The organism is Streptomyces sp. NPDC029296 (genome assembly GCF_055569255.1).
Map to the genome: position 1 here is coordinate 138,436 of NZ_JBVHXT010000009.1, position 14,200 is coordinate 152,635.

At 74.1% G+C, this 14,200-nt stretch carries 16 protein-coding genes; 4 read left to right on the plus strand and 12 right to left on the minus strand.

From position 1 onward, the window contains the following. Nucleotides 1–4: 4 nt before the first annotated feature. The 9 genes from ACZ4W9_RS10470 to hisD form a co-directional block, all read right to left on the minus strand. On the minus strand, nt 5–1,237 hold the full coding sequence (locus ACZ4W9_RS10470; RefSeq protein WP_467934601.1) for an MFS transporter: 1,233 nt from the start codon (nt 1,235–1,237) through the stop codon (nt 5–7). Between the two features lie 289 nt (nt 1,238–1,526). After that, complete coding sequence (gene hisF, locus ACZ4W9_RS10475; RefSeq protein WP_467934602.1) at nt 1,527–2,282, minus strand: imidazole glycerol phosphate synthase subunit HisF; 756 nt, start codon at nt 2,280–2,282, stop codon at nt 1,527–1,529. Between the two features lie 6 nt (nt 2,283–2,288). Then, complete coding sequence (locus ACZ4W9_RS10480; protein ID WP_467934603.1) at nt 2,289–2,684, minus strand: RidA family protein; 396 nt, start codon at nt 2,682–2,684, stop codon at nt 2,289–2,291. After that, on the minus strand, nt 2,681–3,406 hold the full coding sequence (priA, locus tag ACZ4W9_RS10485) for a bifunctional 1-(5-phosphoribosyl)-5-((5-phosphoribosylamino)methylideneamino)imidazole-4-carboxamide isomerase/phosphoribosylanthranilate isomerase PriA (protein ID WP_467934604.1): 726 nt from the start codon (nt 3,404–3,406) through the stop codon (nt 2,681–2,683). The genes ACZ4W9_RS10480 and priA overlap by 4 nt, the downstream gene beginning before the upstream one ends. Nucleotides 3,407–3,409: 3 nt before the next feature. Next, entirely contained in the window at nt 3,410–4,063 is a 654-nt protein-coding gene (gene hisH, locus ACZ4W9_RS10490) for an imidazole glycerol phosphate synthase subunit HisH (protein ID WP_467934606.1), read from the minus strand. Beyond that, on the minus strand, nt 4,054–4,218 hold the full coding sequence (locus tag ACZ4W9_RS10495) for a hypothetical protein (protein WP_030605407.1): 165 nt from the start codon (nt 4,216–4,218) through the stop codon (nt 4,054–4,056). Before ACZ4W9_RS10495 ends, hisH begins: the two co-directional genes overlap by 10 nt. Before the next feature lie 3 nt (nt 4,219–4,221). Continuing rightward, the gene (hisB, locus tag ACZ4W9_RS10500) at nt 4,222–4,815 is read right to left on the minus strand and encodes an imidazoleglycerol-phosphate dehydratase HisB (RefSeq protein WP_146468424.1); all 594 of its coding nucleotides are present in this window, start codon (nt 4,813–4,815) and stop codon (nt 4,222–4,224) included. Then, on the minus strand, nt 4,812–5,918 hold the full coding sequence (locus tag ACZ4W9_RS10505; RefSeq protein ID WP_467934607.1) for a histidinol-phosphate transaminase: 1,107 nt from the start codon (nt 5,916–5,918) through the stop codon (nt 4,812–4,814). Before ACZ4W9_RS10505 ends, hisB begins: the two co-directional genes overlap by 4 nt. Beyond that, nucleotides 5,915–7,240: a histidinol dehydrogenase gene (gene hisD / locus ACZ4W9_RS10510; RefSeq protein WP_467934609.1), complete on the minus strand. Its 1,326-nt coding sequence runs from the start codon at nt 7,238–7,240 to the stop codon at nt 5,915–5,917. Before hisD ends, ACZ4W9_RS10505 begins: the two co-directional genes overlap by 4 nt. Nucleotides 7,241–7,516: 276 nt before the next feature. On the opposite strand from hisD, the gene ACZ4W9_RS10515 reads away from it, so the two are divergent. From ACZ4W9_RS10515 to ybaK, 4 genes are all read left to right on the plus strand, one after another. Continuing rightward, nucleotides 7,517–9,100 carry an oxidoreductase gene (locus tag ACZ4W9_RS10515; RefSeq protein ID WP_467934610.1) on the plus strand — a complete coding sequence of 528 codons (1,584 nt, stop codon included), beginning with the start codon at nt 7,517–7,519 and terminating at the stop codon, nt 9,098–9,100. Between the two features lie 227 nt (nt 9,101–9,327). Continuing rightward, nucleotides 9,328–10,371 carry a hypothetical protein gene (locus ACZ4W9_RS10520; protein ID WP_467934611.1) on the plus strand — a complete coding sequence of 348 codons (1,044 nt, stop codon included), beginning with the start codon at nt 9,328–9,330 and terminating at the stop codon, nt 10,369–10,371. Nucleotides 10,372–10,382: 11 nt separating this feature from the next. Continuing rightward, complete coding sequence (locus ACZ4W9_RS10525) at nt 10,383–11,123, plus strand: LON peptidase substrate-binding domain-containing protein (protein ID WP_467934613.1); 741 nt, start codon at nt 10,383–10,385, stop codon at nt 11,121–11,123. Nucleotides 11,124–11,142: 19 nt separating this feature from the next. After that, complete coding sequence (ybaK, locus tag ACZ4W9_RS10530; protein ID WP_467934614.1) at nt 11,143–11,643, plus strand: Cys-tRNA(Pro) deacylase; 501 nt, start codon at nt 11,143–11,145, stop codon at nt 11,641–11,643. 12 nt (nt 11,644–11,655) lie between these two features. On the opposite strand, the gene ACZ4W9_RS10535 is transcribed toward ybaK, so the two are convergent. The 3 genes from ACZ4W9_RS10535 to ACZ4W9_RS10545 all read right to left on the minus strand — a co-directional run bounded on the left by ACZ4W9_RS10535 (nt 11,656) and on the right by ACZ4W9_RS10545 (nt 14,195). After that, nucleotides 11,656–12,264, minus strand: coding sequence for an AAA family ATPase (locus tag ACZ4W9_RS10535; RefSeq protein ID WP_467934615.1), 609 nt, complete (start codon nt 12,262–12,264; stop codon nt 11,656–11,658). 34 nt (nt 12,265–12,298) lie between these two features. Next, nucleotides 12,299–13,120, minus strand: coding sequence for an ABC transporter permease (locus ACZ4W9_RS10540; RefSeq protein WP_467934616.1), 822 nt, complete (start codon nt 13,118–13,120; stop codon nt 12,299–12,301). Nucleotides 13,121–13,184: 64 nt separating this feature from the next. After that, nucleotides 13,185–14,195, minus strand: a complete 1,011-nt coding sequence (locus ACZ4W9_RS10545) for an ABC transporter ATP-binding protein (RefSeq protein ID WP_467934618.1) — start codon at nt 14,193–14,195, stop codon at nt 13,185–13,187. Nucleotides 14,196–14,200 lie beyond the last annotated feature (5 nt).

Sequence of the window (14,200 nt, forward strand, 5' to 3'; positions counted from 1 at the left end):
TCCGTCAGCCGGGGAGTTCCGCGCGGCGCAGGGCCGGTACGGCGAGGAAGACGAGGCCGCCGAGTCCGCAGACGGCGGCGCTGACGGCGTAGACCGGGCCGAGTCCGAAGGCGCCGGTCGCGGCGGCGGCGAAGGGCATGCTCAGCGGGGTGAGGCCGAGGCTGACGAGGCTGGAGACGGCGGTGACGCGGCCCAGGTAGGCGGGGTCGGCCTGGGTCTGGAGCAGGGCGCCGCACAGCGCGCCGCTGAGTCCGGTGAGCAGGCCGACGAGCAGGGCGGTGCCGACGGCGGCGGCCAGGCCGGGGACGAAGCCGAGGGCGCCGACGGCCACGGAGCCCGCGGCGCACGCGCACCCGGTGAGCAGTCCCGCGCGGGGCAGCCGGCCGCGGGCGGCGAGCAGCAGGGAGGCGGCGCCCGCGCCGGCGCCGAACCCGGCCAGGATCCAGCCCATGCCCGCGGCGCCCCAGCCGCGGTGGTCGGCGAGCAGGGTCAGGCCGACGTTCAGCGGGCCGACGAAGCCGAGGTCGCCGAGCGCGATGGCGACCATGAGGGGGCCGAGGACGCGGTGCCGGCGGACGTGGCGCAGTCCGGCCTTCAGGTCGGCCCAGGCGGTGGTGGCGCGCTCGGTACCGGCGGGCAGGTCCCGTACGCGCACGGACAGCAGCAGGGGCAGCGAGAGCGCGATGAGCGCTCCGGCGAGGGCGAAGGCCGCCGGGGCGCCGCCGAGGGCCACGCCGAGGCCGCCGAGCGGGGCGCCGACGACGCTCGCGGCGCGGATGGCGAGGCCGCGCAGGCCCTGGACGCGGGCGAGCTGGTCCTTGCCGGTGATCCGGGCCGGGAGGGCGCCCACGGCCGGCATGAACACGGCGTCGACGGTGCCGAAGACGCACGCGAGCAGGGCGAGGGGCCACAGGCCGGGGTGGGTGAGGAAGAGCAGGGCGGCCGCGGCGAGGACGGCGGCGCAGCGCACGGCGTCGCTGCCGATCACGACCCTTCTCGGGCCGAGCCGGTCGGCGATCACGCCTCCGCCGAGCATCAGCACGGCCCGGGGCAGCGCGCTCACGGACATCACGAGGCCGGCCTGCGCGGGGGTGCCGGCCTGGACGGCGGCCCAGGACAGGGCGAGGTAGTAGACGTTGTCGCCGAGCATCGAGGAGGTGTAGGCACCGAGCCAGCGCAGCACGTTGGGGTCGCGGTGGGCGCGCACGGACGCGGTCGGTATGAGCGTGGCGGTCACGGAGGGGGTGTCCTCTCGGGCGCGGAGGCGGGGCGGAGACGGCGGCGGGGGTCAGGGGCGGAGCGGCCTCGCGGGCACGTCCCCGGTACCTCTCCACGCGCTGCTCCGGGAACAGCCGCGAGGTGCGCGGCGGCCTTCTCGGGCGCGTCCCGGAAGTCTGTTCTCGGAGCGGGGACGACCGGGCCCACACCCGCATGCGCCTACCGGAAGGAACCGGCGGTGTACAGGAAAGAAGGGCCGCGCCGCGAACCGGCGCGACCCTCCTGCCTCCGACAAGGTCGGCTCAGCGTCACCGTACGGGGTGTCCCGCCGCGCGGAGGGTCTGCTTCACCTCGCCGATGCGGAGGTCGCCGAAGTGGAAGACGGACGCGGCCAGGACCGCGTCGGCGCCCGCTTCGACGGCCGGGGGGAAGTCGGCGAGCTTGCCGGCGCCGCCGGAGGCGATCACGGGGACGGTGACGTGCTCGCGCACCGCCGTGATCAGCTCCAGGTCGTAGCCGTCCTTCGTGCCGTCCGCGTCCATGGAGTTCAGCAGGATCTCCCCCGCGCCCAGCTCCGCCGCCCGGTGCGCCCACTCCACCGCGTCGAGCCCGGTGCCGCGCCGGCCACCGTGGGTGGTGACCTCGAAGGTGCCCTCCGGGGTGCGGCGGGCGTCCACCGACAGGACCAGCACCTGGCGGCCGAAGCGCTCCGCGATCTCGCGGATCAGGTCGGGACGGGCGATCGCGGCGGTGTTCACGCCCACCTTGTCGGCGCCCGCGCGCAGCAGCTTGTCCACGTCCTCGGCGGTACGCACGCCCCCGCCGACCGTCAGCGGGATGAACACCTGCTCGGCGGTGCGGCGCACCACGTCGTAGGTCGTCTCCCGGTCGCCGGAGGACGCGGTGATGTCCAGGAACGTCAGTTCGTCGGCGCCCTCGGCGTCGTACACCTTGGCCATCTCGACGGGGTCACCCGCGTCCCGCAGGTTCTGGAAGTTCACGCCCTTGACGACCCGGCCGTTGTCCACGTCCAGGCAGGGGATGACTCGGACCGCCAGGGTCATGACTGCTCAGGCTCCTCTGAATGCTTCTAGTTCCACTTCGACCAGGATGCGCGGGTCGACGAAGCCCTCGACGACCAGCAGGGTCGAGACCGGCCGCACGGAGCCGAACAGCTCCTGGTGGGCCCGGCCGACGGCGTCCACGTCCCGCGCATGGGTCAGGTACATCCGTGTACGGATCACGGACTCGATGCCGAGGCCGAACTCCGCGATCGCCTCCAGGGCGCCGGTGAAGGCCACCTTGGCCTGTTCGTACGGGTCGCCCTCGCCGTACAGCACCGTCCCCTTGAAGGACGTCGTGCCCGCCACCAGCACCCGGTCGCCCGCCGCCACGGCGCGTGCGAAACCGAAGGACTCTTCCCAGGGACTTCCGCTCTGCACACGCCGTACGGTTTCGGACGTCATGACGACACAGCCTCCAGGGCCTCTTCCAGGGTGAACGCCTTCGCGTACAGCGCCTTCCCTACGATGGCGCCCTCGACACCGAGGGGCACCAGGCCGGCGAGGGCGCGCAGGTCGTCCAGGGAGGAGACGCCGCCGGAGGCGACCACCGGGCGGTCGGTCGCCGCGCACACGTTGCGCAGCAGCTCCAGGTTCGGGCCCTGGAGCGTGCCGTCCTTGGCGATGTCGGTGACGACGTAGCGGGCGCAGCCCTCCTTGTTCAGGCGGTCCAGCGTGTCGTAGAGGTCGCCGCCGTCGCGGGTCCAGCCCCGGCCGCGCAGGGTGGTGCCGCGGACGTCCAGGCCGACGGCGATCTTGTCGCCGTGCTCGGCGATGACCCGGGCGACCCACTCGGGGGTCTCCAGGGCGGCCGTGCCGAGGTTCACCCGGGTGCAGCCCGTGGCGAGGGCGGCGGCGAGGGTGTCGTCGTCGCGGATGCCGCCGGACAGCTCCACCTTGATGTCCATGGCCCCGGCGACCTCGGCGATCAGCGCGCGGTTGTCCCCGGTGCCGAACGCGGCGTCCAGGTCGACCAGGTGCAGCCACTCCGCGCCGGCGCGCTGCCAGGCGAGGGCGGCCTCCAGCGGGGAGCCGTAGGAGGTCTCGGTGCCGGACTCGCCGTGCACGAGGCGGACGGCCTGGCCGTCACGGACGTCGACGGCGGGAAGCAGTTCGAGCTTGGCCATGGTCTACAGGGTTCCGATCCAGTTGGTGAGGAGCTGGGCTCCGGCGTCGCCGGACTTCTCGGGGTGGAACTGGGTGGCCCACAGGGCGCCGTTCTCCACCGCCGCCACGAACGGCTTGCCGTGCGTCGTCCAGGTGACCTTCGGGGCCTCGATCACCGGGTTGTGGGCCTCGAGGGACCACTCGTGGACGGCGTAGGAGTGCACGAAGTAGAAGCGGGCGCCGGCGTCCAGGCCCGCGAACAGCCGTGAGCCGGCCGGGGCGTCCACGGTGTTCCAGCCCATGTGGGGCACCACGTCGGCCTGGAGCGGCTCGACCGTGCCGGGCCACTCGTCCAGGCCCTCGGCCTCCACGCCGTGCTCGATGCCGCGCGCGAACAGGATCTGCATGCCGACGCAGATGCCCATGACCGGGCGCCCGCCGGACAGCCGGCGGTCCACGACCCAGTCGCCGCGCGCGTCGCGCAGGCCCTTCATGCAGGCGTCGAACGCGCCGACGCCCGGCACCAGCAGCCCGTCGGCGTTCATCGCCTTGTCGAAGTCACGGGTGATCTCGACGTCGGCGCCCACGCGGGCGAGGGCGCGTTCGGCGGAGCGGACGTTGCCGAAGCCGTAGTCGAAGACGACGACCTTCTTGGCCTTCTCGGTGCTCAATTCCACACCTCCAGCCGCATGACGCCCGCCACCAGGCACAGGGCCGCGCCGATCGAGAGCAGCACGATCAGGCTGGTGGGCATCTTCTGCTTGACGAAGGAGATGATGCCGCCGACCAGGAAGAGGCCGACGACGATCAGAAGGGTCGACAGACCGGTCATGGGTTACAGCGCGCCCTTCGTCGACGGGAGGATGCCGGCCGCGCGCGGGTCGCGCTCGGAGGCGTACCTGAGCGCCCGGGCCAGCGCCTTGAACTGGCACTCCACGATGTGGTGGGCGTTGCGGCCGTAGGGCACGTGCACGTGCAGCGCGATCTGCGCCTGGGCGACGAAGGACTCCAGGATGTGCCGGGTCATCGTCGTGTCGTACGCGCCGATCATGGGTGCCATGTTCTCGGGCTCGGTGTGCACGAGGTAGGGGCGGCCGGACAGGTCGACGGTGACCTGGGCGAGGGACTCGTCCAGCGGGACCGTGCAGTTGCCGAAGCGGTAGATGCCCACCTTGTCGCCGAGGGCCTGCTTGAAGGCGGCGCCCAGCGCGAGGGCGGTGTCCTCGATGGTGTGGTGGGAGTCGATGTGCAGGTCGCCGTCGGTCTTCACGGTCAGGTCGAACAGGCCGTGCCGGCCGAGCTGGTCGAGCATGTGGTCGTAGAAGCCGACGCCGGTGGCGATGTCGGTGCGGCCGGTGCCGTCGAGGTCTATCTCGACCAGCACCGAGGTCTCCTTGGTGGTGCGCTCCACGCGTCCAACGCGGCTCATGAACTCTGCTCCTTCTTGACTTCCCGTACCGCGTCGAGGAACGCGTCGTTCTCCTCCGGGGTGCCGGCGGACACCCGCAGCCATCCCGGTACGCCGTTGTCCCGGACCAGCACGCCCCGGTCGAGGATCTTCCGCCAGGCCTCGTGGGCGTCGGCGAACCGGCCGAACTGCACGAAGTTGGCGTCGGACTCGGTGACCTCGTAGCCGATCGCGCGCAGCTCGGCGACCAGCCGGTCCCGCTCGGCCTTCAGCTGCTCGACGTAGCCGAGCAGGGTGTCGGTGTGCTCCAGGGCGGCCAGAGCGGTCGCCTGGGTGACGGCCGACAGGTGGTACGGCAGCCGGACCAGCTGGACGGCGTCGACGACGGCCGGGTGCGCGGCCAGGTAGCCGAGGCGCAGGCCGGCGGCGCCGAACGCCTTGGACATCGTGCGGGAGACCACCAGGTGCGGGCGGCCCTCCAGCAGCGGCAGCAGCGAGGCGCCGTGGCTGAACTCGACGTACGCCTCGTCCACGATCACCATGGACGGCTTGGCCGCCTGCGCCGCCTCGTACAGCGCGAGCACCGTCTCCGGCGGGACCGCGTTGCCGGTGGGGTTGTTGGGGGTGGTGACGAAGACGACGTCCGGCCGGTGCTCGGCGATGGCGCGCTCGGCGGCGGCGAGGTCGATGGTGAAGTCCTCGCCGCGCGGACCGGAGATCCAGCCGGTGCCGGTGCCGCGCGCGATGAGCGCGTGCATCGAGTACGACGGCTCGAAGCCGATGGCCGTGCGGCCCGGCCCGCCGAAGGTCTGCAGCAGCTGCTGGATGACCTCGTTGGAGCCGTTGGCGGCCCAGACGTTCTCGATGGCGAGGGGGTACCCGCCGGTCTTCGTCAGGTACTCGGCCAGCTCGGTGCGCAGCCGGACCGCGTCCCGGTCGGGGTAGCGGTTCAGATCGCGGGCGGCCTCGCGCACCCGCTCCGCGATCCGCTCGACCAGCGCCTCGGGCAGCGGGTAGGGGTTCTCGTTGGTGTTCAGCCGTACGGGCACGTCCAGCTGGGGCGCGCCGTAGGGGGACTTGCCGCGCAGCTCGTCCCGTACGGGCAGATCGTCGATGCCTGTCACTTGCTCTCGGGTACCTTCCAGCCGAACCGTGCCTTGACCGCCGCGCCGTGCGCCGGCAGGTCCTCCGCCTCCGCCAGCGTCACCACGTGGTGGGCGACCTCGGCGAGGGCGTCCCGGGTGTAGTCCACGATGTGGATGCCGCGCAGGAAGGACTGGACGGACAGGCCCGAGGAGTGGCAGGCGCAGCCGCCGGTGGGCAGGACGTGGTTGGACCCGGCCGCGTAGTCGCCGAGGGAGACGGGGGCCCAGGGGCCGATGAAGATCGCGCCCGCGTTGCGGACCCGGTCGGCGACCGCGGCGGCGTCGGCCGTCTGGATCTCCAGGTGCTCGGCGCCGTAGGCGTCGACCACCTTCAGGCCCTCCTCGACGCCGTCCACGAGGACGATCGCGGACTGCCGGCCCGCCAGGGCGGGCACGATCCGGTCGTCGACGTGCTTGGTGGCCGCGACCTGCGGTGCCAGCTCCTTCTCCACCGCTTCGGCCAGCTCGGCGGAGTCGGTGACCAGGACGGCCGCCGCGAGCGGGTCGTGCTCGGCCTGGCTGATCAGGTCGGCGGCCACGTGCACCGGGTCGGCGGTGTCGTCGGCGAGGATCGCGATCTCGGTCGGGCCGGCCTCGGCGTCGATGCCGATCTTGCCGGTGAAGTAGCGCTTGGCGGCGGCGACCCAGATGTTGCCGGGGCCGGTGACCATGTTCGCGGGCGGGCAGGACTCGGTGCCGTACGCGAACATCGCGACGGCGGTGGCGCCGCCCGCGGCGTACACCTCGTCCACGCCGAGCAGGGCGCAGGCGGCCAGGATCGTCGGGTGCGGCAGGCCGCCGAACTCGGCCTGGGCCGGGGACGCGAGCGCGATGGACTCGACGCCGGCCTCCTGGGCGGGCACCACGTTCATCACGACGGAGGACGGGTACACCGAGCGGCCGCCGGGCGCGTACAGCCCGACCCGCTCGACCGGCACCCACTTCTCGGTGACCGAGCCGCCCGGGACGACCTGGGTGGTGTGGGTCGTACGGCGCTGGGCGCGGTGGACGAGCCGGGCCCGGCGGATGGACTCCTCCAGGGCGGCGCGCACGGCCGGGTCGAGGGCGGCGAGCGCGTCGGTGAGCGCGTGCGCCGGGACACGGACGTTTTCCAGCCGTACTCCGTCGAATTTCTCGGCGAAGTCGATCAGCGCCGCGTCGCCACGATGATGCACGGCCTCGCAGATCGGACGCACCTTCTCCAAGGCGGCCTGAACGTCGAAGTCGGCTCGGGGCAGCAGGTCGCGCAGGGCGGGGCCCTCGGGAAGGGCGTCGCCGCGCAGATCGATTCGGGAAATCACAGTCCCAATTCTCTCAGACCGCCGTCGCGGCCCGTCCGCGCGTATCAGTGGCTGATACAGAGCGTGGGCCAATGGCTGGCCCACCGTGGGCGCGAACGGGTGCGCCGGGGCCCGGAAACCGGTCCGCCGCCCCCCGTGAGCCGGCTTCTCCTGGGCCAATGGCCGGTACAGAGAGTGGCCGGAACCCGGAAGATCCCCTTCACGTGCGGTGTTCGACAGGTCACGCAGCGGGCATGAACGGCTGTACGAAACGCGTGGCACGGAGAGAGGAGAGCGGTGACCGAGGGAGCCGGCGTCCGCATCAGCGAAGGGGACCTGCCGGACGACCTGACCGCGACCGAGGCGGGCATGTGGCAGGCCTTCCGCAACGGCAGCGTGTACGACCTGAGCAGCGGTGACTTCGCCGCGGACGATCCGCACGGCGGGCATCCCTGGGGCCCGGAGCGGACCGTGCGCGCCCGCATCGTCTGCTGGCTGCTGCTGGACGGCCCGCCGGCGCTGGCCGGCCGGGTGTCCGCGCTGAAACTCGTCGGCGTACGGATCGCCGGGGTGCTGGATCTGGCCGGTGGCCAGGTGACGCCGTACGTCGAACTGACGGGCTGCCGCTTCGACCAGGAGGTCCGGCTGCCCGAGGCCCGGTTCACGACCGTGCGCCTGGTGGACTGCGCGGCGCCGCGCCTGGAGGCGGCCCGGGTGCACACGGAGGGCGATCTGCACCTGCCGCGCTGCCGGTTCCAGAACGGCGTCCGGCTGACCGACGCGCACATCGGCACCGATCTGCTGCTCAACCAGGCCATCGTGTACCGCGACCGCGGCAACCGGTCGATCGCGGCGGACGGCATGACCGTCGGCCAGGACCTCCAGGCGGAGCTGCTGGAGTCGCACGGCGAGCTGAGCCTGCGCGGCGCCCAGGTCGGCGGCTCGCTCAGCTTCCGGGGCGCGAGACTCGCCAACCCCTACGCCCGGTTCGCCCTGAACGCCCCCCAGCTCACGGTCGAGCGCACCCTCTATCTGACCCCGGCCGGGGTGGGCGGCCCGGCGCTGAGCGGCACCACGCCCGCGCACGGGACGCGCATCCAGCGGTTCGAGTGCCGGGGCGGGGTGCGGCTGGACGACGGGCGGTTCGGGGACGCCGTCGACCTGGAGCGGGCCCGGTTCTCCCTCACCGACGACCAGGAGCTGTCGCTGCGCCGGGTGCAGACGCCGGAGCTGCGCTTCCTCGCGGACAAGCCGCAGCGCGGCAAGGTGCTCCTGTCGGGCGCGCGGGTGGTGAACCTGGTGGACCGCGCGAGCAGCTGGCCGGAGGCGGGCAGTCTGCACATGGGCGGGTTCACCTACGAGAACCTGGTGCCGCAGGGCCCGTTCCCGCTGACCCGGCGCCTGGACTGGGTGGCGGCGGCCACCGCCGAGTACGCGCCGGAGCCGTACGAGCGGCTGGCCTCGGTGCTGCGCTCCGCCGGGGAGGACGAGGACGCGCGCGAGGTGCTGCTCGCCAAGCAGCGCCGGCGGCGCGAGACGCTGCCGCCGGCCGCCAAGGTCTGGGGGTTCGCGCAGGACTGGACGGTGGCCTACGGCTACCGTCCGGGCCGGGCCGCGGTCTGGATGGCGGTGCTGTGGGCGGCGGGCACGCTGGCGTTCGCGCACGCCCACCATCCGCCGATGGGTTCCGGCGGCCATCCCGAGTGGAGCCCGGCGCTGTTCACGCTGGACCTGCTGCTGCCGGTGATCGACCTCGGCCAGGTGGGGCAGTGGCAGTTGCGCGGCGGCTGGCAGTGGCTGGCGACGGCGATGGTGCTCGCCGGGTGGGTCCTGGCGACCACGGTGGCGGCGGGCGCGACCCGGCTGCTGCGCCGGAGCTGACGGGCCGGCGACGGGCGTTCCCGGCGGGCGGCGGAGTCCCCGGGAACGCGGAGTGTGCCGCTCCGGAAGACACCGTCACCCTCACCGCACCCGCACAAGTTCACCACCTCCGCACAAGACGCACATTCACCCTTTACAGCACCTTTACCGTCGGTCGTACAACCTTCCACGACTTGCCTTGCCCCTCTGGCGCCGCCCCGACCTGCGGACTTTCAATGGTCGGCACCATGGCTCTGCTGCCCTCGTTCATCCGCCCCGCCCGCCGGATGACCAAACGCCCCGCGCGCCCGGCCCACCGGCCACCGGCCGCGGAGGAGGCCGTGCTCGACGCGCCCGACGACCGCCTCTCGCCCGCGCTCGTCGCGGCCGGCCGGGGCGAGTACGCCGTCGCCGCCGGCCTGCTCGCCGAGACCCGGGCGGCGGCCGACTGGGAGCACCGGGACCGGTACGCCCGCCGCCTGGCCGCCTTCGCCCGCTCGCGCCCGGAGTGGTACGAGGAGTGGCGCGCCGCCGCCCCCGGCGACGCCGGCGCGCTGCTGGTCGGGGCCCAGCTGGCGGTGGACCGCGCCTGGCCCTCGCCGGCCCGGGCCGAGCTGCTGCGCGAGGTGAGCCCGCTGATCACCGCCGCCGCCCGCGCCGACGACCGCGACCCGGTGCCCTGGCGGATCGCGCTCGACCACGCGCGCGGCACCCGGGCCGGGCACCGCTACTTCGAGGAGTTGTGGGAGGCGGCCGTCCGGCGCGCGCCGCACCACTACGGCTGCCATGTGGCCGCCCTGCGCTATCTGGCCGCCTCCTGGCACGGTTCGCACCGCGAGTGCTTCGACTTCGCCGACCGGGCCGCGCAGGACGCCCCGGCCGACTCGCTGGTCCAGGCGCTGCCCGCCCGCGCGGCCTTCGGCTATCTGACCGACGGCTGCGGCGCGACGGTGCCGCGCGCCCGGCTGGACGCGGCGGCCGACCGGGCGATGGCGCTGTCCGCGCGCCTGCCGGCGGCCGATCCGGCGCCGGCCGAGGTGCGCAACAAGCTGCTGTACCTCCTGCTGCGGCTGGAGCGCTTCGAGGACGCCCGCGGCCAGCTCCGGCTGATCGGCCCGTACGCCACGTCGTTCCCCTGGGACCGGTTCTCCGAGGACCCGCTCGGCCACTTCCTGCGGCTGCGCGAGCACCTGGAGACGGCGGCTCCGCGGAGCGTCCTGGCCGGGCTGCTGGGGGCGCCGCCGGAGCCCGGTGGCGGCCACGGCGGACACGTCCGCGCCGCGGACCACTAGGCTGGGGCGCCGTGACCACCGTCCGTCTGCCGCTCTTTCCGCTGAACTCGGTGCTTTTCCCGGGTCTCGTACTGCCGCTGAACGTCTTCGAGGAGCGGTATCGCGCCATGATGCGCGATCTGCTGAAGGCCCCCGAGGACGAACCGCGCCGGTTCGCCGTCGTCGCCATCCGGGACGGCCACGAGGTCGCGCCGAGCGCCCCGGGCATGCCCGATCCCACCGCACAGCCCGAACGGGGCCCGGCCGCCGGCTTCGGCGCCGACCCGCTGCGGGCCTTCCACGGGGTGGGGTGCGTGGCGGACGCGGCGACGATCCGGGAACGGTCCGACGGCACCTTCGAGGTGCTGGCGACCGGCACGACCCGGGTGCGGCTGCTGTCCGTGGACGCCGCCGGCCCGTATCTGACCGCGGAGCTGGAGGAGCTGGCGGAGGAGCCCGGGGACGAGGCCGGCGCGCTGGCCGAGGACGTCCTGCGGTCCTTCCGCCGCTATCAGAAGCGGCTGGCGGGCGCCCGGGAACGCTCGCTGTCCGGCGGCACGGAGCTGCCGGACGACCCGGGCGTGGTGTCGTACCTGGTGGCCGCGGCCATGGTGCACGACACGCCGACCAAGCAGCGGCTGCTCCAGGCCCCGGACACCGCCTCCCGGCTGCGGGACGAGCTGAGACTCCTGCGCGCGGAGACGTCGATCATCCGCAGCCTGCCGTCGCTGCCCGCGTTCGAGCTGACGCGGACGCCGACGAGCCTGAACTGAGGGACCGGGGAGCGCGAGCATGGCGAAGAAGCCGAAGAAGCAGCAGTCCGGGGGTACGCCCGCGACGGTGGCCCTGACGGCGGCGGGCGTGGACTTCACCGTCCACGCCTACGACCACGACCCCTCCCACCCGTCCTACGGCGAGGAGGCGGCCGAGGCCATGGGCGTCTCCCCCGACCGGGTCTTCAAGACGCTGGTGGCCGAGGTGGACGGCTCCCTGGTGGTCGGCGTGGTCCCGGTGGCCGGCTCGCTGGACCTGAAGGCCCTGGCGGCGGCGGTGGGCGGCAAGCGGGCGGCGATGGCCGACCCGGCGCTCGCCGAGCGCACCACGGGCTACGTCCGCGGCGGCATCTCCCCGCTCGGCCAGCGCAAGAAGCTCCGCACGGTCCTCGACGACTCGGCCGGGGCCCACCCCACGATCTGCGTCTCGGCGGGCCGCCGGGGCCTGGAGGTCGAACTGGCCCCGAAGGACCTGGCCGAGCTGACGGACGCGGTCCTGGCGCCGATCGGGAAGGGCTGACCGGCCGGGCCGTTACGGCGTCTCGGGGTCCCGGGGGCCGAACAGCCCGGTGAGCCCCAGGTGGGCGAGCAGCGCGGCGAGCGGCCAGGCCAGCAGCGCGCCCTTCGCCGACAGCTTCAGCGGCGCCGGGAAGGTCACGCCCTCGCCGACGGCCCGGGCGTGCGCCAGCACGTCCGCGTCGGGGCCGAGCCACATCCCGAGCCGCCAGGCCAGCAGGGACCCGAGCAGGCCCCCGAGGCCGAGCGCGACCACCAGGGGCACTCCGCCGCGCCGGCGCAGCAGGAAGACGACGACCGCGCTGAGAAGACCGAAGCCGAGCCCCAGCAGAGTGAACGTTCCGTCGACCCCGACGGCCTGTTCGCCCTCGCTGTCCTTCAGATAGACGACCCAGTTCCTGTCCAGCACGTCGCCGACCAGCGGCACCCGCGGTGCCAGCCACCACCACAGCAGCCCCAGCAGCACCCCGGCGAGCACCAGCGCCACCGTGATGACGGCGGCCTCCCGCAGCTCCGTCCGCATCCCGGGACCGTCCCCGTCCCGCCCGTGCCCCGCGGGGGGCGGGGCCTGCCAGACCTGGTGCGCGGAGTCGTCGTGCGGCGGTGGAGTCAACGGTGCGGTCACCCTGCCATCGTGCCAGGTCGCGCTGTGCGCCGCGTCACCGGACGGCGGCCCTGCGGTAGGCCCGGGTCGCCACGGCCAGCGAGATGACGCCGACGCCCGCGCACACGCCCAGGTCAACCAGGACCAGCACCCAGTCGGGATGGTCCCCGAAGGTGCGCGCGTACGCCTCCACGCCGTAGGTCGAGGGCAGCAGGTCGCGGGCCAGCCGGACCGCCTGGGGCATCCGGTCGGCCGGCAGCACGCCCAGCAGCAGCGCCGCCGACATGCCCAGCTGGCCGAGCAGCGTGGCCAGCTCCGGCCGGGGCGCGAGCAGCCCGCAGGCGGCGCCGAGCCCGGCCAGCGCGGCCCCGGCGAGCGGGATGACGGCCAGCAGGACCCACAGGTTGGTCAGCGGCAGCCCGAACAGCACACAGCCGAAGACGGCGGTGACCAGGGTGCCCGGCACGGTGAAGGAGGCGTAGGCCGCCGCCGCGCCCAGCACCACCGCCGCCGGCGGCACCGGCAGTGTGGCGTAGTGGTCGAGTCCGCCGCTGGCCCGCAGCTGCCCGAAGTACTGCGACAGCAGGTTCAGCGCCACGTAGGCGACGACCAGCACCGACGACCCGGCCACCACGGACTGGGCCTCGTGGCCGCTGTCGACCACCCCGCGCATCATCACGGCGATGCCGACGGACTGGAAGGTCGCCACGAACAGCAGCGGGATCCGTGCCACCCGGGCCCGGGACAGCTGCGCCCGGTAGACGGCCACCAGCGACGGCCACAGCCGCGCACGCGGCCCGAGCTCGGCCGCGTGCGGCGCCGGCTCCGGTACGGCCCGGGGGCCGCCGGGCAGGACCTCGGCGGGTACGACACTCACGACGAGCTGCTCCTCTTCCCTACGGCGGCGGCACAGACCCCGACGCGCTGCGGGGCCCGTTCGCTCACGCCCTCACCAGTCCCTGCCGGGCCGCCCCGCCCAGCTCGAGATAGACGTCCTCCAGGCTGGGCGTGGCGAGCGTGAAGTCGTCCAGGGCGGCGAAGGCGGCCCCGCCGGTCACCGTGGCGACGACGGCGCGGGCCTCCTCGGGCGCGAGCCGCAGCGTCCAGCGCCGGCCGGACTCCGCCGCCCGCTCGCGCAGCACGGCCACCTCGGGCACCTCCAGCGGCGCCCGCTCGCGCCACACCAGCTCCACCCGCACCTCGCCGGCGACCCGCGCCTTGAGCCCGGCGGGGGTGTCGCAGGCGATGACCCGGCCCTGGTCGAGCACGGCGACCCGGTCCAGCACCGTCTCGGCCTCGATGACGTTGTGGGTGACCAGCAGCACGGTCGTGCCGTGCTCGGCCCGCCGCCGGTCCACGGCCGCCCACACCGCGCGCCGGGCCACCGGGTCCATGCCGGTGGTCGGCTCGTCCAGCACGAGCAGCGGGCGCCGGCCCACCAGGGCGGCGGCGAAGCAGGCGAGCCGCCGCTGCCCGCCGGACAGCTTCTTCAGCGCCCGGCCGGCGATCGGGGTCAGCCCCAGCTCCTCCAGCACGGCGTCCCGTTCGGCCCGGGCCCGCCGTACGTCCAGGCCGCGCAGGCGTCCGGTGGTCTCGGCGGCGAGGGAGACGGTCAGCTCGTCCAGGGCGCTGGACTCCTGGCCGAGGTAGGCGAGGATCCGGGCGGCCCGCTCGGGGTGCCGGACGATGTCGTGGCCGAGGATCTCCACGCTGCCCGTGTCCGGCCGCAGCAGCCCGGTGAGCTGCCGGACGAGGGTGGACTTGCCGGCGCCGTTCGGGCCGAGCAGCCCGAACACCTCGCCGCGCCGCACGTCCAGCTCCACCCCGTCGGTGGCCCGCACCTCGGGGGTGCCGGGAGTGCCGCGCCGCCCCCGGACGGCCGGGTAGGTCTTGCCGAGCCCGCGCACGCGTACGACCGCGTCGTACCCGAGTGCCTCTCCCGCGCGCGTCATCACAA